The organism is Acinetobacter junii CIP 64.5 (assembly GCF_000368765.1).
Classification (GTDB): domain Bacteria; phylum Pseudomonadota; class Gammaproteobacteria; order Pseudomonadales; family Moraxellaceae; genus Acinetobacter; species Acinetobacter junii.
Map to the genome: position 1 here is coordinate 22588 of NZ_KB849653.1, position 20978 is coordinate 43565.

18 protein-coding genes are annotated in these 20978 nt (G+C 39.2%); 10 read left to right on the top strand and 8 right to left on the bottom strand.

Annotated elements, in window-relative coordinates:
* Positions 1-193 precede the first annotated feature (193 nt).
* From dinB to mdtD, 4 genes are read right to left on the bottom strand one after another with little or no spacing between them, the layout of a single operon-like run.
* The gene (gene dinB, locus F948_RS00110) at positions 194-1261 is read right to left on the bottom strand and encodes a DNA polymerase IV (protein WP_004958417.1); all 1068 of its coding nucleotides are present in this window, start codon (positions 1259-1261) and stop codon (positions 194-196) included.
* Positions 1251-2012, bottom strand: coding sequence for a glycoside hydrolase family 25 protein (locus tag F948_RS00115; protein ID WP_004917111.1), 762 nt, complete (start codon positions 2010-2012; stop codon positions 1251-1253). The genes dinB and F948_RS00115 overlap by 11 nt, the downstream gene beginning before the upstream one ends.
* Before the next feature lie 11 nt (positions 2013-2023).
* Positions 2024-2992 (bottom strand): hypothetical protein, encoded by a 969-nt coding sequence (locus F948_RS00120; protein WP_004958421.1) that lies wholly within the window; start codon positions 2990-2992, stop codon positions 2024-2026.
* A gap of 38 nt (positions 2993-3030) precedes the next feature.
* Complete coding sequence (gene mdtD, locus F948_RS00125) at positions 3031-4419, bottom strand: multidrug transporter subunit MdtD (RefSeq protein ID WP_004958424.1); 1389 nt, start codon at positions 4417-4419, stop codon at positions 3031-3033.
* A 164-nt stretch (positions 4420-4583) separates the two neighbouring features.
* Here mdtD and F948_RS00130 point away from each other — a divergent pair, with 164 nt between their 5' ends.
* Positions 4584-6362: a choice-of-anchor I family protein gene (locus F948_RS00130; protein ID WP_004958428.1), complete on the top strand. Its 1779-nt coding sequence runs from the start codon at positions 4584-4586 to the stop codon at positions 6360-6362.
* Positions 6363-6412: 50 nt separating this feature from the next.
* On the opposite strand, the gene F948_RS00135 is transcribed toward F948_RS00130, so the two are convergent.
* Positions 6413-7033, bottom strand: a complete 621-nt coding sequence (locus F948_RS00135; RefSeq protein ID WP_004917099.1) for an LOG family protein — start codon at positions 7031-7033, stop codon at positions 6413-6415.
* Between the two features lie 327 nt (positions 7034-7360).
* Here F948_RS00135 and F948_RS00145 point away from each other — a divergent pair, with 327 nt between their 5' ends.
* The 5 genes from F948_RS00145 to F948_RS00170 all read left to right on the top strand — a co-directional run bounded on the left by F948_RS00145 (position 7361) and on the right by F948_RS00170 (position 14652).
* Complete coding sequence (locus F948_RS00145) at positions 7361-8935, top strand: TerC family protein (protein ID WP_004958431.1); 1575 nt, start codon at positions 7361-7363, stop codon at positions 8933-8935.
* An 81-nt stretch (positions 8936-9016) separates the two neighbouring features.
* Positions 9017-9487, top strand: coding sequence for a YchJ family protein (locus tag F948_RS00150; protein WP_004958435.1), 471 nt, complete (start codon positions 9017-9019; stop codon positions 9485-9487).
* A 52-nt stretch (positions 9488-9539) separates the two neighbouring features.
* Positions 9540-10184 (top strand): trimeric intracellular cation channel family protein, encoded by a 645-nt coding sequence (locus F948_RS00155; RefSeq protein ID WP_004958438.1) that lies wholly within the window; start codon positions 9540-9542, stop codon positions 10182-10184.
* Positions 10185-10598: 414 nt separating this feature from the next.
* A complete protein-coding gene (parC, locus tag F948_RS00165; RefSeq protein WP_004958441.1) occupies positions 10599-12818 on the top strand; it encodes a DNA topoisomerase IV subunit A in 2220 nt (739 codons plus the stop codon).
* 154 nt (positions 12819-12972) lie between these two features.
* Positions 12973-14652, top strand: a complete 1680-nt coding sequence (locus F948_RS00170) for a long-chain-fatty-acid--CoA ligase (RefSeq protein WP_004958444.1) — start codon at positions 12973-12975, stop codon at positions 14650-14652.
* Between the two features lie 90 nt (positions 14653-14742).
* On the opposite strand, the gene F948_RS00175 is transcribed toward F948_RS00170, so the two are convergent.
* Positions 14743-15135, bottom strand: coding sequence for a hypothetical protein (locus tag F948_RS00175; protein WP_004958447.1), 393 nt, complete (start codon positions 15133-15135; stop codon positions 14743-14745).
* A gap of 144 nt (positions 15136-15279) precedes the next feature.
* Between F948_RS00175 and F948_RS00180 the strand changes: the two genes are divergently transcribed.
* On the top strand, positions 15280-15678 hold the full coding sequence (locus tag F948_RS00180) for an MAPEG family protein (protein ID WP_004957262.1): 399 nt from the start codon (positions 15280-15282) through the stop codon (positions 15676-15678).
* 114 nt (positions 15679-15792) lie between these two features.
* A complete protein-coding gene (ppa, locus tag F948_RS00185) occupies positions 15793-16320 on the top strand; it encodes an inorganic diphosphatase (RefSeq protein ID WP_004957263.1) in 528 nt (175 codons plus the stop codon).
* 106 nt (positions 16321-16426) lie between these two features.
* On the opposite strand, the gene F948_RS00190 is transcribed toward ppa, so the two are convergent.
* Positions 16427-17752 carry an OprD family outer membrane porin gene (locus F948_RS00190; RefSeq protein ID WP_004958452.1) on the bottom strand — a complete coding sequence of 442 codons (1326 nt, stop codon included), beginning with the start codon at positions 17750-17752 and terminating at the stop codon, positions 16427-16429.
* 743 nt (positions 17753-18495) lie between these two features.
* Between F948_RS00190 and F948_RS00195 the strand changes: the two genes are divergently transcribed.
* Together F948_RS00195 and F948_RS00200 are read left to right on the top strand one after the other, a co-directional pair.
* On the top strand, positions 18496-19266 hold the full coding sequence (locus tag F948_RS00195; protein WP_004917065.1) for a TorF family putative porin: 771 nt from the start codon (positions 18496-18498) through the stop codon (positions 19264-19266).
* A 341-nt stretch (positions 19267-19607) separates the two neighbouring features.
* Positions 19608-20396 (top strand): TorF family putative porin, encoded by a 789-nt coding sequence (locus F948_RS00200; RefSeq protein ID WP_004957280.1) that lies wholly within the window; start codon positions 19608-19610, stop codon positions 20394-20396.
* 48 nt (positions 20397-20444) lie between these two features.
* Here F948_RS00200 and F948_RS00205 read toward each other — a convergent pair.
* Positions 20445-20978 (bottom strand): transposase (locus tag F948_RS00205; RefSeq protein ID WP_004958456.1); only part of this gene is annotated, 534 nt, incomplete at its 5' end.

The following is a 20978-nucleotide window of genomic DNA, read 5'->3' on the forward strand; positions in this document are numbered from 1 at the left end:
ACACTTGAAGTGCCCTGTAATATTCGGATTTGATCGTCACGCCAACCACAGGAGCAAATGCTAAAAGCGAGGATTTCTTTAGCAAGAGCAAATGACAAGGATAATGTCACTGCGATGCTTAGAGTACTGAAAACCGCATAAAAAGCAAACATAAATTTGAACGAGAATTGTGCTTTTGCATAAAAAAGCAACGTTACCACAAGGAAAGTTGAGATTCTTCCTCATGCGTCTGTAGTTGGTAAACGCCTACACCGACTAAACGGAACTGAAAACTTTGATCAATATGCATTTCTTCGATTAATTGCAAAACCACTTGTTCTAAATCTTGCTGCGAGCGCAGAGGGAGTTTAAAACTCTTACTATGCTGCAAGGTTTGAAAGTTTTTGAGTTTGAGTTTGACGTTGACCCCACGAGCAGTCATTTCTTTTCTTTGCAAACTGCGCCAGACTTGTTCTGCTAAAGGCTGCCAAGCATGAGCACATTGATTCAATGTGTAGTCATCATCAAAGGTAACTTCTTTCGAGATTTGTTGGCGTTCACGTTCTGCTTTGACGGGACGATGATCAATACCTTGTGCGTATAAATACAGCTGTTTACCGTATTTTCCGAAGTGATGGATGAGTACGTTCTCTTCTATTTTTTGTAGGTCGCCCAAGGTGTGTAAATTTAATTGATTTAATTTTTCATGCGTGACTTTGCCAACGCCAGGGATTTTATTCAGTGCTAAGTCTTGAACAAAATGTTGGATTTGATGGGGTTTGATTACAAATAATCCATTCGGTTTATTCCAATCAGATGCGATCTTAGCCAAAAACTTATTAGGTGCAACGCCTGCAGAGGCTGTCAGTCCTGTGACGGCAAAAATATCTGCGCGAATTTGAGTCGCAACTTCAGTAGCGCTCGGGATGTTTTTTAGATTCTCAGTGACATCCAAATAAGCCTCATCTAAAGATAATGGTTCGATGAGTGGTGTGTATTGCTGAAAAATTTGATGAATTTGTGCTGAAACCTCTCGATATTTCTCAAAATGAGGTTCAATCACCACCACTTGAGGACAAAGCTTTTTTGCTTGTCCCATCGACATCGCAGAACGTAGACCAAAAACACGAGCAGGGTAGGAGGCAGCGGCAATGACAGCGCGTGGGTGGTGTGAGGAAATGACCACTGGTAAATCTTTAAGTTCAGGACGATCACGCAGCTCAACTGAGGCAAAAAAAGCATCCATATCGATATGAATGATTTTGCGTAACTCATTTGCCATCTTGAATGCCTTGCTGCTCAAGAAAGATACGCCACTGGCGTGGTGAATCCGCATACACATTTAAATCAACTGCTTTAGGTATCCCATCAATTTTTCCAGTTTGGGTGTGTTGCCAAAATAGCCATTTACGTCCGTCTTTTAATTCAGGTTTAGCTTCGTAATCACGAACCCATAGCGGCGTATCGTTAAAGCTCCCCATCAAAACGATGTGATAAAAACTCTTAGAAATATAGAAAATAGGTTGTTTGCCATAATGTTGTTGTAATTGATCATGCATGACCTGAATTTCTTTGAGTAACTGTTCTTTGGTATAGGTATTAATACAATTACTGTCATATTCCAAATCAATCACAGGGGGAAGGGCATCTGCTTTCTTTGGAACAGTCGCGATAAAATTTTCAGCTTGAACTTTGCCATCACGACACAGGCGATAGAAATGATAAGCACCGACATGCAACCCCTGTTCGCGAGCTTTTAGCCAGTTGTCCTGAAACTTACGATCTTTAAAATCGCCACCTTCTGTGGCTTTGAGATAGACAAATTGATATTGCATCGGAGAGATTTTTTTCCAGTTAATCTCACCTTGATGATGTGAAACATCAAAACCGCGAATCGAATAATCTTGTGCAGAAGCTTTTTGTTGGTAGAACAAACCGAAATAACTGACGATACCTAACATGACGGCTAAACCGATACTGGTATAAGTCGGATAATGCTCAGAGAGTCGGTATTTCGCAGTTTTTTTCGCCATGTCGTCAGAAGTTATGCAAGGTCTAATAGAGAGTCGGATTTACAATACTGATCATGGATTGATTGTACTCGTTTTGCTTTGGGATGAACCATCTGACTACCAAATTGTTCCACAAATCTACACGATGCATAATCTTTAGCCTGTTGTTCATATTCACGAACCCAGTTTTCTCTGTGTGCCATGCGCTCGTTTGATATCGGCCATATACCTTGTCTTAATCGCTCTACGCCTATTCGCCACGGTTTAGGGCTGATTCGGGCGCGAAAGCAATTTTGATTTTGGCACATCAGGTCATAATAGGGATCGGCATAAATTGCTTTGAAAAATGATTGAACTTGCTCACCTCGAGGCTCAAAGATTTGATGCATAACTAAAATTCGATAACCATTCGGCGTGCGATAAACACGTAAGTGCCATGTTGGATAATGTGTTGAGAACGCTCTAATTTTCTCTAGAGCTTGTTGTTCAGGTGTGCCCTTAAGTTTTTGTTGGAATTTAAATACTGATTTTGCAATCAGGCTCGTAACTAGAAGCGAAAGGACAAATCCAATGCCAAAGATAAACCCAGAAGAAAAATAAAATGCGCCTAAACCGCTGCTAGCCAGTAATATAAAGAAAATGATGAAGTACAAACTAGAATGAGGTTGGGTCACAAAATCAATATCAGCGAATAAGACATCAGGTGTGTTTAGACATAATGCACCATAGCTATTACGCGTAATAATCACATCATCGTACTGGCTGATGATTTCCTCTCGAATAGGTAACCCCTCTGCACCGTTATAAGCAACTTTATGATCGATACGCCGAACCTTTTTATCTATTTTAAGTTGTTCAAGCGCCTCAAAGACTCGTTGCTCGGCATGCTGCTGAGCCGCTTCAATATTTTCATCTGACCAACCAAAGCGTTTAATCGTATATTGGCGACCTTCAAATTTCGTTTTGGTTTTTGCTTCAGCCCAATATTTAGGGACGATCATCTCTAGATCCTTCTTATTTTTGATATTTTATTACTTAATTAATCTATTGTTTCTTTCGGAATTTGCCAAAAAATCCAAGCAGTAATGATATTGATACATCCTAAAGAGATGAGTGTGGCATGGAAAGCTGTAGTTATCGATGATGTTGGAAAATGTTGACCATATACATTGATCAATGTGCCTGCTAAAGCAACCCCGATACTCATTGAGAGCATCATAATCATCGATAAGAAGCTATTTCCACTACTCGCATCATGCTGTGGTAAATCTTTAAGGGTGAGCGTATTCATGCCAACAAATTGCAGTGAGTTGAGCGTCCCAAAGATAAATAAATGTAATATTTTTAGCCATAGAGGCGTATCAGCGGTCATTAATGCAAAACTGGCAATACATAGACCCACCAATACGGTATTGGTGAGCAGAAAGCGACGATAACCCACTCGTTGAATAATCGGTCGAATAATCGGTTTGGAAAATAATGAACCTAATACCATCGGGATCATCATTAAACCTGTGATAAAAGGTTCGAAGCCAAAAGCCACTTGCAGCATCAACGGTAAAATAAAGGGAATCGCATTACTGCCTAGACGAGCAAAGAAATTTCCTAGTACCCCAATTGAAAAAATCTTATAGCGAAATAAACGTCCATGAAACAAAGCATTTTGATGGCTATGTGCATGATAGGCATACGCAACTGTTGCAATCGTGCCTGCGACTAATAAGGAAATACTGACTAAACCTGAATATTGAGGTGCAGCAATATTTTCAATGCCTAAAGACAATCCGACCATTGCGATCATGAGCAAGATAAAACCACTTAGATCAAAGGCTTTTACGCTCGGTTCTTTTTGGTTAGGCATGACTTTGAAGGTCATGATCATCCCTAAAACTCCCATCGGGATATTGATCAGAAAAATCCAGTGCCATGTAGTGACTTCGACGAGCCATCCGCCCAATGTCGGTCCCATGAATGGACCAATTAAACCAGCCAAACTCATTAGGCTCATAGCAGAGAGAAACTGAGAGCGGGGAATTAATTTAAGTAGTGCCAAACGACCAACAGGCATCAGTAATGCACCGCCAATCCCTTGAACGACACGAAAGAATAGCAACTGATCGAGATTTTGGGATAAGCCACAACCTAGTGATGCTAAGCTGAAAATTACCATCGAACTGAGATAAATATTGCGAATACCAAAGCGATCAGCAAGCCAACCGCTTAACGGGATACAGGCTGCGACGGATAATACATAAGCGACAATGACTCCATGCATTTGCAATGGGTCTTCATTGAGCTGAACTGCCATAGCAGGAATCGCCGTGTTGACAATCGTGGTATCTAAGGCCTGCATAAAGAAGCCTATCGAAACCAATAATACCAACAAGCGAAATTCAGGTTGTACAGCTTGATGAGTCGTCGTTGTCATATATTTTAAGGTGCTAAAACTCTATTCAAGTTTAATGCAAAAGAGCCTGAAAGAAAGACAATAATTGTCAAAGAGACGTCATCGAAATGACATCAAAATGTCATCGAATTTGAATCTCAGAACACTAGATTGATCCTACATAATAAATCGTATGGAAATTAATCATGAAGTTTAAGATTTCAGTTTTATTGACAGCTTTACTGTCTGTGGGATTAGTGGCATGTAACGATAATAATGACAACAACAATAAATCAGAACAAATTGAACCTACCCCTGAAACCATTAAATTAAGTTTATTAGGACACTATAAAACCAATATTTTTGCTGAAAGTGCAGCAGAAATTCCTGCGTATGATGCGGCAAGCAAACGGTTATTTGTCGTGAATGCACAAAAAGGTTTGGTAGATGTACTAGATGCATCTAAGCCTGAACAACCTATTCATATTGCAGAACTCTCTGCACGTGATTATTTAGCTGACTCAGAAGTGAATAGCGTTGCCGTACAAAATGGCATCGTGGCGATTGCAGTCCAAGCAAAAAATAAAACCGATGCAGGTCTCGTGGTTTTCTTTAATGCCAAAGATTTGAGTTTTATGAGTAAAGTGGCTGTAGGTTCATTGCCTGACATGCTGACCTTTAGTCCAAATGGCAAAACTGTTTTAGTGGCAAATGAAGCTGAGCCAAATGATGATTATTCGATTGATCCTGAAGGTTCGGTCAGTATTATTGATATTCGAGACATTAAACAACCTAAAGCGAGTATTGCTGATTTTAGAGCTTGGAATAGCCAAAAGGCAGATCTCATGTCAAAAGGTGTGCGTATTTTTGGACCAAATGCTACGGTTGCTCAAGATTTAGAACCCGAATACATCACCATTTCAGGTGACAGCAAAACGGCATGGGTGACATTACAAGAAAATAATGCGATTGCACGAATTGATATTGCTCAGCAGAAAGTTACCGATATTTATCCATTAGGCTATAAAGATCATGGCGTAATGGGTAATGAACTGGATGTCAGTGATAGAGACAGCAAGATAGATATCAAAACTTGGACTGGTTTAGTGGGTATGTATCAGCCAGACTCGATTGCGAATTATCAAGTGAATGGACAAACCTATTTGGTCACAGCCAATGAAGGGGATAGCCGTGAATGGTTAAAAGATGAAGATGCCTATTTTGCGGGTAACTTAGCTCAAGGTTATGTTGAAAATATCCGTATGAAGCATTTATTTAACAGTAAAGGCTTCAATGCGGAAGGTGATTATCCTGCCCATTTACAAAAGATCGCAAATGGTGTGAAAGGAGCTAAACTTAATCCTGTTACATTTGCCTATTGTGGTGCGACAGCAACCGAAGCAGGAGATTGTCGTAAAGATGGTAATTTAGGTCGTTTAAATATCGCATGGAATATGGGATATCAAACTAATGCGGATGGATCACCAAAGCTAGATGCAAATGGACGATTAACTTACGATAAATTGTATGCCTATGGCGCACGTTCATTTAGTATTTGGAATACCCAAGGACAGCTGGTATGGGATTCAGGAAGTGAGTTTGAGAAAAAAGCTGCTGAATTGTTTCCAACTTATTTTAATACCGATCATGAAGCCGTTAGTTTAGATGATCGTAGTGATAATAAAGGTCCTGAACCTGAAGGCATTACACTTGGCACGATTGGTGCGAAGACCTTTGCATTTATTGGTTTAGAGCGAATGAGTGGCGTGATGGTATATGACATTACTACGCCAATGCAGCCCAAATTTATTGAATATTTCACGACTCGTAATTTTGTGGAAACGGATAGTGCCAAGCAAGGCGATTTAGGACCAGAAGGTTTGATCTTTATTGCTGCCAAAGACTCACCAAACGGCAAGCCCTTATTGGTTGTCGGAAATGAAGTGAGTGGCTCTACTGCAATTTATCAAGTGAATGTTCAGTAATAAGTTATAAAAAAGCGGATCAATAGATCCGCTTTTTTGATCAAAATACATCAAACTTCAATATGGGTTGGTGCATCCAAATTTTTAATTACATTAGAAATTTGTTCAGTAGTTTCACAAATAATCACTTTGGCACGATGTTGAGGGGGAAGAAATCCTTCTTCTACTGCATAATCAAGTTGGGCAATCAGTGCATCATAGAAACGATTGACGTTATAAATAATCATTGGTTTTTGATGCTGATTGAGTTGTCCCCAAGTCGCAATTTCTAGAATTTCTTCAAAAGTTCCCAAGCCACCTGGCAGAGCAATAAAGGCACTAGCACGCTCAGCCATTAACGCTTTACGTTCATGCATGGTCTCTACGACGTGTAACTCGGTGAGTTTACTATGAGCAATTTCATAATCCAGCATGAACTCAGGAATTACGCCAACGACTTCGCCACCATGTTCTAAAACCGTATCTGCGACTTGTCCCATTAGACCAATACTGGCACCGCCATATACGATGCCAAAGCCTTGATCAGCGACATGCTGTGCGAGTTCAATCGCTTTATCGCGGTAGATTGGTTTATTACCAGTACGTGAACCACAATATAGCGCAATTAAAGCTTGAGTTGTTTTTGGGAGAGGTGTTGTTCTTTTCTCAGTCATTCTTAGTACACTATTCATTTCGTTTATTTTTCACCTTATCATTTTCATTCTAGTTGTCTAGGCTAAATCACTTTTATGACAGTTTTATGCACATTTTACATACAATCTCTTTTGGCAATACTTAGAAAGAATTTGTAAGAAACATCCACATAAAAAAGGTGAATTTCACTACGATCTTGCCTATACTGAAAATCCTTTTATTAATTTATGTACCTCTATGAGTAGTGGTTGTTGTCGCTCCGCTTTGTTTTTATTTCCTAAGAAAAATGTTTTGGCTGCTAATGCTGGCCTTTTAAAATTTAAACTCCAATACCTTGCTGCCAATTTTGCAGAGGAGTCTCGTCAATGATCTTCGAATGGATGTCTGACCCTTCTGCATGGGTTGGTTTGGCGACTCTAGTCGTATTGGAAATCGTATTAGGTATTGATAACCTTGTTTTTATTGCGATTTTGGCGGAAAAATTACCGCCAGAACAACGTGCTGCTGCTCGTAGAATTGGTTTAATTCTCGCATTATTAATGCGTTTGGTTTTGTTGGCATCCATCGCTTGGGTGGTCACTTTAACCCAGCCGCTTTTCCATGTGTTCGATCATCCTTTCTCCGGGCGAGATTTGATTCTGTTGTTCGGTGGTGTGTTCTTATTGTTTAAAGGAACAATGGAATTACATGAGCGAATTGAAGGTAAGCAGACCTTAAAAGAAGAAAATCCAGTTCATGCGGCATTCTGGATGGTGGTTGTTCAGATCGTTGTACTTGATGCGGTATTCTCACTTGATAGTGTGATCACCGCTGTGGGTATGGTCAAAGACCTTTCAGTGATGATGATCGCGGTGACTATTGCGATTGGTATCATGTTGTTGGCAGCACGTCCTTTGATGGAGTTTGTCAACAAACATCCAACTGTTGTGATTCTGTGTCTCGGTTTCTTGATGATGATTGGTTTCTCCTTAGTCGTTGAAGGCTTTGGTTTCCATATTCCTAAAGGCTATTTATACGCAGCGATCGGATTCTCTGTTTTGGTTGAAATGGTCAACCAAACTATGCGTCGTAACCAAGAAAAACTTGTGACAACGACTGACTTGCGCTATCGCACTGCTTCAGCAGTGTTGCGTATGTTGGGCGGGAAAAATGATGGTCAAAACAAAGAAGCGGAAGATGTTTTAGCAACTCAAGCTTATGCCAAAGAAGTCTTTGACGAAGATAATGGTGTATACCATAGCGTACTTGTACAAGGTGTACTGGGATTGTCGGAACGACCTGTTAAATCGGTAATGACACCTCGTCCAGAGTTAGAGTGGTTAGATTTAGATTCTGATCCTGAAGAGTTAAAACAGCGCTTAATGGCAATGACCCACTCACGTTTAATTATTGCGCGTGGTGAGTTGGATAATATTGAAGGTATTGTTCTGACCCATAAAGTATTAAATGAATATATTGAAACAGGCTCAATTGATTTCACAAAACATATTAGAGAACCTTTGATTGTTCATGAAAATGCGCAAGTGTTGATGGTGATGGAGCAATTACGTCAAGCACCTTTGCAAATGGCGATTGTACTCAATGAATATGGTTCAATTGAGGGTATTGCAACGCCGATTGATGTACTGGAAGCGATTGCGGGTGAATTCCCTGATGAGGACGAACTTGAAGCGGCGGCGGAAAGCCTTGAAGATGGTTCCATGATATTGGAGGGTTCAACCGATATTCGCCATGTTTCATTGCTGCTGGGTAAAGACCTTGTAGATGAAAGTGAGGAATACTCAACCCTGTCGGGTTATCTTTTGTTCCATTTGGGTCGTTTACCTGAAAATGGTGAGACGGTTGAAGCAGATGGCTACCGCTTTGAAGTGGTGACCATGGATGGGCACAAGATTGAGAAAGTGCGCATCATCGCGGAAGAGAAACAAGCAGAGAAGTAATTAGTTTCCATCTCAATAGCCTTTGAGTTTGATCTTGTTTTACAAGATTTTCTCAGGGCTATTTTTATTTGAGAGTTGAAAATGACCTCCTTAGAAAACTGTCCATGTGGGCAGGGGCAATATGCGGTGTGCTGCCAGCCTCTGCATTTGAAACAGAAAACGGCCCAAACTGCCGAACAGTTGATGCGTTCACGCTACAGCGCCTTTGCCTTGCAGCAGATTGACTATATTTTGCAAACCACGGCTTTGGGGCAACAGGCTTTTTTAGACCGTGCTGCAATTGCGGATTGGAGCAAGGCCAATCAATGGCTGAAACTGGAAGTGGTACAGCATCAACCCAAACTGGATAAAAGCCATACCTTGGTGGAATTCAAGGCCCATTACCATGATGGAAAACAGCAACACGTTCATCATGAAATCTCTCATTTTGTTTTGCATCAGCAGCACTGGTATTTTCTTGATCCCACCCTGAATATGCAGATCAGCATGAAACAACCCTGTATCTGTGGCTCGGGGAAAAAATTTAAGCAATGCTGTGCGCAATTCCTCTAAGTTTGCCTTAAAATAGCGCCCACTTTTATGCCTGATTTAAGGATGTTGGCAGATGTTGCTCACCGTGATTTATATCATTGCCATTACTGCGGAAGCGATGACAGGTGCACTGTCAGCAGGGCGGCGCAGTATGGACTGGTTTGGTGTGGTGCTGATCGCCTGTGTTACGGCATTGGGTGGTGGTTCAGTTCGAGATGTGTTGTTAGGGCATTATCCTTTAACTTGGGTGAAGCATCCTGAGTATTTGGTACTGACGTGTTGTGCTGCATTTGTCACGATTATTATTGCCAAATGGATGAAGCATTTACGCAATATCTTCTTGGTACTTGATGCTTTAGGTTTAATTGGTTTTACCATTATTGGTTGCCAAATTGCGTTGTCGATGGGGCACGGTTTTGTCGTCTCAGCCGTTGCAGGAGTTTTGACAGGAGTATCAGGTGGTATTCTGCGTGATATTCTGTGTAATGATGTGCCTTTAGTTTTCCGCCGTGAGCTATATGCCAGTATCTCTTTTGTTGCTGTGATCTGTTATTGGATCTGCTTAGAGGTCGGTTTGCCACATGATTTGACCGTTATTTTCACTTTGGTTTTTGGTTTTACTTTACGTTTGATCGCGATTTATTTTGGCTTAGAAATGCCGAAATTTATTTATAAAGAAGATGATGCAGAATCTGCTTCGTCTACAGATGAGCATTGATTGACTAGCGGTATATGCGATGCTTTGAGATAAATTAAAATGAATGATATCAAGTTTGATAAGAAAGATTTTTATAAAAGTAACAAGCTTTTTCTTATCTTGGTGATTGTATATTTTCTGGCACAGTATAAGTTTCAGTTAGATGTTTTAAACATTCTGCATGATCTCCTTTTATTCGGAGTGACTGTCGGATTGTTCAAATTACTAAGAAATACTCAACAAGATCAACTGAATTATCTTATTCCGAATATTATGTTTATTTGTCTCATAATTTTTCAGATTGTATTTAAAAAATAACATCTCTTGTAAGACAGCATTTGACGTTTAAACAACAACAAGGGCTTGTCACAACGCTTTCATCCACATAGCATACAAAGCATTGACGATAACAATGATTTTGGATGACTTGCTGAAATGACCAGCCTTGCACATCATGCAACCGAAAACCGTTCCGTAGCTGAATTCACAGAACAAGCTTATTTAAACTATGCCATGTACGTGATCATGGATCGCGCATTGCCACATATCAGTGATGGTTTAAAACCTGTACAGCGCCGTATCGTATATGCGATGAGTGAGCTGGGTTTAAAATCAACAGGTAAGCCAAAGAAATCTGCACGTACTGTCGGTGATGTACTGGGTAAATACCATCCACATGGTGACTCAGCATGTTATGAAGCGATGGTGTTGATGGCTCAGCCATTTAGTTATCGTTATCCTTTGATCGAAGGTCAAGGCAACTGGGGTTCACCAGACGACCCAAAATCCTTCGCTGCGATGCGATATACCGAAGCTAAACTGTCCGCTTATAGTGAATTATTGCTGAGTGAACTAGGACAGGGCACCAGCGAATGGCAAGATAACTTTGATGGTTCGATGAAAGAACCAATTACTTTACCTGCACGTATTCCCAATATTTTGCTGAATGGCACCACAGGAATTGCGGTGGGGATGGCGACTGACATTCCGCCTCATAACTTACGTGAAGTGGTAAAAGGTACGATTGCATTGATTCGCAATCCTGAAACCACAGATGAAAAATTAGCAGAATACATCCCTGCACCAGATTTACCGACTAAAGCAGAAATTATTACCCCACCTGAAGAATTATTAAAAATTCAAACCACAGGTCGTGGTAGTTATCGTATGCGTGCGGTATATACCATTGATAAAAATGAAATCGTAATTACTGAACTACCGTATCAAGTTTCAGGTTCCAAAGTGATTACTCAAATCGCTGATCAAATGATCGCTAAGAAATTGCCTTTGGTCAGTGATGTACGAGATGAATCGGATCATCAAAACCCAACACGTTTGGTGATTGTACTGCGCTCTAACCGTGTCGATGCAGACACGGTAATGAGTCACTTATTTGCTACGACGGATTTGGAATCTAGCTATCGCGTCAATCTAAATATGATTGGCGCGGATGGTCGTCCGCAAGTTAAATCGATTCGCCGCATTTTATTAGAATGGATTGAAATTCGTAAGCAAACGGTGACACGTCGTCTTCAATACCATTTAAATAAAATCGAAAAACGACTGCATATCTTGGCAGGTCTTTTAATTGCTTATCTCGATATTGATACTGTGATTCGAATTATTCGTGAGGAAGATCAACCAAAACCAATGTTGATGCAGCACTTTGGGATTGATGACATTCAAGCGGAAGCCATTTTAGAGTTAAAGCTTCGTCACCTCGCCAAGCTTGAAGAAATGGAAATTCGTCGTGAGCAGGAAGAGTTAGAAGCGAAAGCTGCGATTATTCGTGAGCAATTGGCAAACCCAGAATCATTGAAGAATTTAATCATAAATGAATTAAAAGAAGATGCTAAAAAGTTCGGTGATGATCGCCGTTCACCTATCGTTACTCGTGCTGATGCTGTACAAATTAAAGAGCAGGACTTAATGCCTGCGGAAACGGTGACGGTTGTTTTATCCGAAGCAGGTTGGGTGAGAGCTGCCAAAGGCGGTGATGTCGATGCTGCGAACTTAAACTATCGTGCTGGCGATCAATATCTCAGCCATGCAGTTGGAAAGACCAATCAGCGGGTGTATTTCTTGGATGAAACAGGTCGAAGCTATGCTTTACCGATCAGTAGTTTGCCATCGGCACGTGGATTGGGTGAGCCTTTAAGTTCTAAACTTGCACCGGCCAGCGGTGTGTCATTTATTCAAGTCTTTATCGAAGATGATGCGAGTGAATTGCTTGCCGTGAGTTCAAATGGTTACGGCTTCAAAACACAAGCAGCTCAACTTGATACCAATGCTAAGGCAGGTAAATCCTTCTTGACTGTGGCAGATAAAGCGACGGCATTACCATTGTTGCCAATTCAGCAAGCGACACATGTTGCAATCTTAAGTTCTGCGGGTAGGTTACTTATCGTTGATTTGACTGAGTTACCTGTGCTGAATAAAGGTAAAGGTAACAAGTTGATACAACTTGATGAAAAAGAGCAAATTTTATCCATGACAACCTTGAATTTAGATGAAATAATCCAAGTCGCTGCAGGACAACAACATCTAAAACTGAAAGGGGATGATCTCCAAAAATATATAGGAAAAAGAGCAACAAAGGGGCAACTTTTACCACGGGGATATCAAAAAGCAAATAGACTCCTCATTCAGAGATAAGGCTAGTATTCTGCGACACAAATACGTTATATATGAAATATATTCATCTTGTGTGAATAGATTGACAAGGCAATTCAAAAAGTTAAAAAAAATGTTTTGCCATGGAAAGTAACGTTGTTACATTTTAAGGATTACACTCGGAGATAATGGCATTATGGAAAAGATTTGGTTTGCTGAATACCAAAAGACAGGAATTCCAGAAACAGTTGCACTGCCTGCTGAAAACACCTCACTTGTTGATATTTTTGAACGCAATTTCCAAAAATTTGGTTCACGTGATGCCTTTATCTTCATGGATAAAGTTTTAACGTATAATGAATTAGAAGTCGCTAGTCGTAAATTCGCAACATATTTACAAAGCCTGGGTTTGGCAAAAGGATCACGCGTTGCGGTGATGATGCCTAACGTATTCCAATACCCAGTGGTTGCTTTAGGTGTATTCCGTGCAGGCTTAGTACTGGTAAATGTGAATCCACTTTACACAGCACGCGAACTTGAGCATCAATTAAATGACTCAGGCGCGGAAGCTCTTGTGATCATTGAAAACTTTGCAAGTGTATACCAAAGCATTATTGGTAAAACGCCTGTGAAGCATGTTGTGGTAGCAACTGTTGGCGATATGTTGGGGACCTTAAAAGGTACGATCGTTAACTTCGTTTTACGTAAAGTGCGTAAGCAAATTCCTGCTTGGAACATTCCAGGTCATGTGAAGTTTAATACTGCATTAAACAAAGTAAGCCCAAGCAATTATAAACGTCCAAGCTTAACCTTGAGTGACACTGCTGTACTTCAGTACACAGGTGGTACAACAGGTGTTTCAAAAGGTGCTGAATTAACTCATCGCAACCTTGTATCAAACTTATTGCAGTGTGACGGAATTTTCTCAAGTAAATTCGGTACGGGTGATGGTGCTAAAGATGACCGTATCGTATGTGCTTTACCGCTTTATCACATCTTTGCATTCATGGTGTGTGCACTTTACGGTATGTACAAAGGTCAAGCGAATATCTTGATTCCTAACCCACGTGACTTACCAGCTGTTGTTGGTGAATTACGCAAATACAAACCTTCATTCTTCCCAGCAGTAAATACATTATTTAATGCTTTAGTGAACAATGAAGAGTTTAAACAACTTGACCATAGCAATCTTAAGATGGCAATGGGTGGTGGTATGGCTGTATTGCCTTCAACTGCTGCTGCTTGGAAGAAAGTAACAGGTACGATCATTATCGAAGGTTATGGTTTATCTGAAACTTCACCAGTTGCAACTGCAAACCCACCAACAACAACTGAGTTTAGTGGCACAATCGGTATTCCATTGCCATTAACAGAAGTTGTATTGCTTGATGATGATGGTAACGAAGTAGCACAAGGCGAACAGGGTGAGATTTCAATCCGTGGTCCTCAAGTCATGAAAGGTTACTGGAACCGTCCTGACGAAACTGAAAAAGTGATGACTAAAGATGGTTTCTTCCGTACTGGTGACGTCGGTATCATGGATACACGTGGTTACTTCAAGATTGTAGACCGTAAGAAAGATATGATCTTGGTTTCAGGCTTTAATGTTTATCCAAGTGAAATCGAAGAAGTGATTGCAAAACATCCTAAAGTATTGGAAGTTGCTGCGATTGGTGTACCTGATGAAAAATCAGGTGAAGTGCCAAAACTATTCATCGTGAAAAAAGATCAGTCATTAACGACTGAAGAAATCTTGGCTTATGCAAAACAAAACTTAACAGGTTACAAATGCCCTCGTTATGTTGAGTTTATGGATGACTTACCAAAATCAAACGTAGGTAAAATCTTACGTAAAGATTTACGTAAACCTGCTTAAGCAACCAACCTTTACACTGCTATAACCAGCTCACCCTTAAAAAAGGGGGAGCTAGAAAAACGCCGCAATCACGGCGTTTTTTATTTGGGTTTATTTAGAGTTATTCGACTTCATTAACCAGCGATCAATATACGGTCGACCGATGCCGACAATCCCTACAAATACAACCATTGTGGCAAGTTGAAAACGTAGACGAGTAGGATCAATCCCATTAAAACTAAAATAATTATCTGCTACGGCGTAAGCAACAATAATACTCAACCAATGCCAAAGCGTTAAACGCTTAATCCCAACAGCATAGAAGGCAATCGTCAGTATAACAAAGGTCCCTAGAGTTGATTGCCAGTTCAAGTTTGCACAAATTACGCTAAGCAAAAATGCCATGATTGGCAGCACGACTTTCAATACACGATCTACGAGGACTTGATGTTGTCGTTGCTGTGCAAGTACTTCAAACATTTCTTTTTGATCTGGATGTTGCATAGTCTAACCCTAGAAAACTAAAAATGAGTTACAAGTGGATGGCATATAAACTTGAGAGATTTGTCGAATATACACAAATGAAAATTAAATAAATTTTAGGTTATGATAGCATGATCAAAAGAATTTCAAGTGACGGATGTGAGCATGCAAGGTATTGGCGGCATTATATTGATTATTATCGTCGCGTGTCTGTTGCCCTATGTTTTCACCTTGATTGCAAAATCGAAGGGTGGTTTCCAAGCAAAAGATAATCAGAATCCGCGTGAATTTCTAGCCAAAACGACAGGTTTGGCCGCACGTGCCAATGCTGTACAGCAAAATAGTTTTGAAAGCTTACCTTTGTTTATTGCGGCTATTTTAATGGCTGAATATATGGTGGTACCTGAAAAATTTATTATGACTTTAGGTTGGGCTTATATCGTTTGTCGCGTGATTTACGGTATTTGTTATCTAGCGAATTTAGCGACTTTGCGTTCGATCATTTGGTTTTTTTCGCTACTTTGTCCAATTCTCCTTTTTGTGATTACTGTCAAAATGACTTAAAGTAAATAAAATAGAAAATTCTCTAGCTGATGGTTTTCTAGCATCATTTTCATTGTATTCACGTTATAATCTCTCGGATTTACATCTAAGTTCACAAGATAAACGAGTGTTGATATGAGTTATAGCAATATTCCTGCGGGTAAAGACGCACCAAATGACATTTATGTCATCATTGAGATTCCTGCAAATGCAGCGCCAATCAAATACGAAATCGATAAAGATTCTGATGCGTTATTTGTAGACCGTTTTATGGGTACAGCAATGTTCTACCCAGCTAACTATGGTTATGTACCAAATACATTGTCAGAAGATGGTGACCCATTAGACGTATTGGTTGTAACGCCACATCCTGTTGCTGCGGGTTCAGTCATTCGTTGCCGTCCAGTGGGCAAACTGAACATGGAAGATGATGGTGGTATTGATGCGAAACTCATCGCAGTTCCACATGAGAAGTTATCTCCTCTCTATAAAGATGTTAAAGAATATACAGATCTTCCTCCTTTATTGATTAGCCAAGTTGAGCACTTCTTCGCACACTATAAAGATTTAGAGCCTGGAAAATGGGTAAAAATTAGCGGTTGGGAAAGTGCTGATGTTGCGAAAGCTGAAGTATTGAAAGCAATCGAAGCTGCTAAGAAGTAATTTTCTGAGTAGATTCAGCTAGATTTTATGATTTAAAGTCTAGCTGATAAAAAAACCTCCATTCAATTGAATGGAGGTTTTTTTATGACTTAAATAAAGCTGTGAATTAGAACAGTTTCACAGGAATATCAAGGAACAAACGCCATTCATTGGTTGAGCCAATGACATTGCTGACATATTGACCAGAAACATTATTATAGGTATCACTTGAACGTAAGTAAGAATAGCGAACACGTAGGCTTGCATCTTTCAATGCACCTGTTTGAACTGTATATTTGACTTGGTTAAAGAACTCATGTTCTTCGGCTTGGTCAATGATTTTTGAGCGATCTGTTATTTTAGCGATATCAATATCCCAACCATAAACAAATGCAGTTGTCCAGTTTAGACCAGGTAAACCGTGATTTTTGAAGTTGTAGTTATATTGTAGCCCGACAGATTTTTCATCATTACCATTAAAGTCACCTAAATAGGAATTAGGGACACAGATACTTTGTAAACCATCAGCATTATAGCCATAGTCATATCCAGTATTACCTGTGTTATCTTGATAAGAAAGCATGACATTATGTACATCTTTGCCATAGCCCACTGAAACAGCCCAAATCGAGTTTTTACGGTTTGCTAGATCATCTGTGGTATGTGAATCAGTGAGTGCATCTTTATCCCATTTTGTATGATAACCCATGGCATCAAGTGTTAAGGTACTCTTGTCTTTTAAGCTTTGGGTAAAGTTTACATTAGCATAATGACGTTCTAACTTATCTTGAACATCTAAGCCATAATACGATGAATTGAGTTGATCATTAAATTTATATTTAGCACCCCAAACTACTGCACGATCAAGCCCTTGACCTGTCACATCTTTATCGGTACTAATTTGGTTTGACATTTGGTTTTTTGTGAATTTACCTGCAACCACATTTAGATTTGGAATTTCATTACTTTCAATGAAAACACCTGTGTAATACTCAGGCACTAAACGGGCTTGATTACTTGCCATGACAGGAAGTGTTGACACCTGTGTACCATAAGTCACGGTTGTGTTGGAAATACGTGCTTTCACATTGGCACCACCACGAGCCCAATGATCATAAGCAAATCCACGATCATCTACAGGAATCATTTGATTACCCGTATTATTATTCGCACCAAGCTTGAAAGATGCATCACCTACTAGGCCAACACCAAAGCCAACAACACCCTTTGTAAAGCCTGATTGAAGATCAAAAATGGCAGTTTGCGCTGTTGAGCTTGTATCATTTGTTAAACCGTCTTTTTTATCACGATTTAAAAAGCCTGTGCGGAACAATACTGAACCATTTGCATCCTCAACAAAACCTTTAGCTTCGCTTTGTTCGCTTGCATATGTTGAGGAGATCAATGCGGCATTAATCAAAACCGCTAATGTTAGTTTCTTTGCCTTTGGCATATAGGTAGCCTCATAATAAATAAGATCAATTTCGATCAAATCGAAATTTTGACCAATTGTATAAGTTATACATAAAAAAATATAGATTTTTATTAAATTATTTTAATCATTTTTACACAAAATTCAGCTAACATTTTATGATTTAATTATCGTTTAAAATTAAATCATATTTAAATTAATATATTGATTTTTATTAATATATTGTTTTATTTTAATCGTAAAATATATTGATTATTTTTTAGCTTAATGCATTAAAAATACGTGATTTGTTTCTATTTTTTCTCTTTTATTTTAATGATTTATTTTTTCTTTGATCAAAAGCTATTCGACTGATTTGCAAAAAATTACATCCCGACGAATGACATTTTTCGCTGTACAAAAACGCACCATTATTTTCAGGCAGATTTAAGTTTTATCTGTGCACTTTTAGGGGGCGATTCACGCTATATCAACTTATTTGATTGTTATTTAAGGAGAACAGCACTTTTTATTAAATTGAATTGCATTATTTTTGTGCATTTTTTAGGCGCAACAATGGTAGTGCTTTTTAATAGTTCAGAAAAATGAACCTTATTAAAGAAAAAATAATATTTCAGCACAGCCAAATGGCGTCGATAGCACTCTTATTGAACAGAAGCTAGATTTAGCAAGCATTTCTAAAAGTTGGCACAGCAATTGCTAATTACAAAATGATGCAACTTAAAACATAAATCAGTCGAATATCCATCATGGGGGAGATCAATATGATGAAATTTGCATGTAAAGCGATCGCGTTGAGTATTTTTGCTGTGACTTCGACTTTTGCTATGGCCGAAGAAACAAATACTTTATCTCAGTATGGCCTTAGCTTTTCTGGTAATGCTGCTTTAACTACAGACTACCGTTATCGTGGTATGACACAAACTCAAAGTGATCCAGCATTACAAGGTGGTTTTGCTTTATCTCATTCTTCTGGTTTGTATGCAGGGGTATGGGGTTCAAATGTAAATTTTGGTTCTGCTGATCCACATTTGGAGTTAGACCCATATGTAGGTTATGCAACAGAATTACCATTTGCTGGTAAGCCAAAATTAGATGTTGGTTTATGGTATTACGGTTATCCAAGTGCTTCAGATTTTAACTGGCTTGAGTTATACGCTAAATTAGGATTCAGCAGTGTTATTGCTTCTGGTGACAGTCTTTTAGCTGCTGTTAACTACACCAACGACTTCTTTGGTTTAGAAGAAGATGCGTGGTATTTAAACGCAACTTATACTGTTCCTTTCGCTGATACTGGTTTTGGTGGTGTAGCTAGCGTTGGTTATACTAAAGCTGATGATTACGACTTTAGTGACAACGGTAGTGAAGACGATAACTATGTCGATTGGAAAGTTGGTGTAACTTATAGCGTGAAATCAGTACCTGGTTTATCAGCTGAACTAGCTGCTGTAGGAACAAACATTGATGCAAATGCGCAACCATATAAACGTGGTGTTGAAACAGGTGCAGTATTTACATTAAACAAAACATTCTAATCATGTAATTGATTGATGCTTTGAAAGCCAGCAATTTGCTGGCTTTTTTATCTTTAGTCATTTTATTTTTAATCAATTTGATTGATATTGAGTTAAGTATTACGTGCATCATTGCGCCAGAATGAACGCTTTTTGCTCCAGTTTGGTTAGGTATTCGATCATTAATTTTGCGACTTAATCATTCTTAAAAATAACCATGCTAACTTGCATATAAATAATTGTTTTATAATAATTTATTAAATTTTGTATTGTTATTAATAATGGCATGGCATTTGCAAAATATCTATTGATTCACTTTAAGACTTAAATCATTCAAATGTAAATAAAAAGGGGCAATCAATATGATGAAGTTTGCAGTTCAAGCAGTTGCTTTAGGGGTCGCTACATTCGCTTCGACACTCACTATGGCAGAAGAAAAAAAACTTCCATTTCCAGGTACGATCACGGGCAATATCAATGTTGTGTCTAGTTATAACTTGCGTGGTATGACCAACTCACCTGAAAGTGATACACCTGCGGTGCAAGGTGGACTTGATTATGCACATGATAGTGGTTTTTATTTGGGTTATTGGTTTTCAACATTGACAGCTGCTTATGCAGATTTTAATACCTCACCTACAGACGTGAAGGAAGAAAAGAAGTCATTTGAAAATGATTTGTATGCAGGATACAAAGGAAAAATCACAGAAGATTTGGGCTATCAAATTGGTGGGACTGTTTATTATTACTATCCAGGCTGGGAATCAACGGGTTATGAAACAATTGTCGGGCTGAGCTACAAAGACTTTAATATTACTGCTCAGACATTATTAAATAATGTGACTTTTGGTAATAAAGGTGACACCTATTTCTTGGCAACTTATGCACCTAAATTAGCTGGCGGATTTACAGGTAAAGCACAAGTTGCGGCTTATTATTATGGTGATGATGATGAGTACTTGGCTTATCAAGCAAAACCAGGTGATGTCACCAAAACAGATTTTGCATTCCGACACGCTACACTAGGTTTATCGCATCCTTTGGGTGAAACTGGCGCAACGTGGAGTCTAGATTACATTTTTGGCGGTTATACACGTGATGAGACTAAACAGAAAAATAAAGTTGTTTTAGCTTTAGGTTATGCGTTCTAACTGATTTGAGAAAAAAGCGACCATTAGGTCACTGCTGTCCCACAAATATCACAAGAAGAACCTCAATTGAGGTTCTTCTTGTTTTCGCCATTTTTTATCAGGCACAAAGAGTGACCTTAAAAGTTTCCTTTCAAATAAATTGACCTGAATAATTCTCAGTAAACGCTGAACACTCCATCCTTCTTGTGCCATGTGTTTAGCGAAGTTCACCAGCAAATAGGCAATTAATGCAATCCATATTTGCGTTTGTATCGCATTGCGGCTTCGACCTAGAAATGACTTCAGTTTTAAATTCTGCTTGATGGCTTTAAAGAATAACTCAATCTTCCAGCGGTCTTTATAAATTGCAGCAATGGTGGATGCTGCCAAATGAAAGTTGTTGCTCAGAAATTCGAATGTTCTTTTCTTATCTGTATCATAAAACTCTATACGTCTTAATAATTCAGGTGCGCCTCTTTTCTTGGCATGCGCACTGCTCAATTCAATACATTCATCCGCAATAATCCCTTTAGTCTCTAATACGCTGCGGCTTGATTTAACTTGATAAACTGTCTTTGGGCGTAGCCGGGTTACAAAGCTGAC

Excerpts from the sequence above, each read along its gene's own strand:
- F948_RS00145 (WP_004958431.1), top strand. The coding sequence starts at position 7,361 with ATGATCTTCGAATGGATGTCTGACCCTTCTGCATGGGTTGGTTTGGCG.
- ppa (WP_004957263.1), top strand. The coding sequence starts at position 15,793 with ATGAGTTATAGCAATATTCCTGCGGGTAAAGACGCACCAAATGACATT.
- parC (WP_004958441.1), top strand. The coding sequence starts at position 10,599 with ATGACCAGCCTTGCACATCATGCAACCGAAAACCGTTCCGTAGCTGAA.
- F948_RS00175 (WP_004958447.1), bottom strand. The coding sequence starts at position 15,135 with ATGCAACATCCAGATCAAAAAGAAATGTTTGAAGTACTTGCACAGCAA.
- F948_RS00155 (WP_004958438.1), top strand. The coding sequence starts at position 9,540 with ATGTTGCTCACCGTGATTTATATCATTGCCATTACTGCGGAAGCGATG.
- F948_RS00120 (WP_004958421.1), bottom strand. The coding sequence starts at position 2,992 with ATGATCGTCCCTAAATATTGGGCTGAAGCAAAAACCAAAACGAAATTT.
- F948_RS00170 (WP_004958444.1), top strand. The coding sequence starts at position 12,973 with ATGGAAAAGATTTGGTTTGCTGAATACCAAAAGACAGGAATTCCAGAA.
- F948_RS00180 (WP_004957262.1), top strand. The coding sequence starts at position 15,280 with ATGCAAGGTATTGGCGGCATTATATTGATTATTATCGTCGCGTGTCTG.
- F948_RS00135 (WP_004917099.1), bottom strand. The coding sequence starts at position 7,033 with ATGAATAGTGTACTAAGAATGACTGAGAAAAGAACAACACCTCTCCCA.
- F948_RS00115 (WP_004917111.1), bottom strand. The coding sequence starts at position 2,012 with ATGGCGAAAAAAACTGCGAAATACCGACTCTCTGAGCATTATCCGACT.
- F948_RS00190 (WP_004958452.1), bottom strand. The coding sequence starts at position 17,752 with ATGCCAAAGGCAAAGAAACTAACATTAGCGGTTTTGATTAATGCCGCA.
- F948_RS00130 (WP_004958428.1), top strand. The coding sequence starts at position 4,584 with ATGAAGTTTAAGATTTCAGTTTTATTGACAGCTTTACTGTCTGTGGGA.
- F948_RS00195 (WP_004917065.1), top strand. The coding sequence starts at position 18,496 with ATGATGAAATTTGCATGTAAAGCGATCGCGTTGAGTATTTTTGCTGTG.
- F948_RS00150 (WP_004958435.1), top strand. The coding sequence starts at position 9,017 with ATGACCTCCTTAGAAAACTGTCCATGTGGGCAGGGGCAATATGCGGTG.
- mdtD (WP_004958424.1), bottom strand. The coding sequence starts at position 4,419 with ATGACAACGACGACTCATCAAGCTGTACAACCTGAATTTCGCTTGTTG.
- dinB (WP_004958417.1), bottom strand. The coding sequence starts at position 1,261 with ATGGCAAATGAGTTACGCAAAATCATTCATATCGATATGGATGCTTTT.
- F948_RS00200 (WP_004957280.1), top strand. The coding sequence starts at position 19,608 with ATGATGAAGTTTGCAGTTCAAGCAGTTGCTTTAGGGGTCGCTACATTC.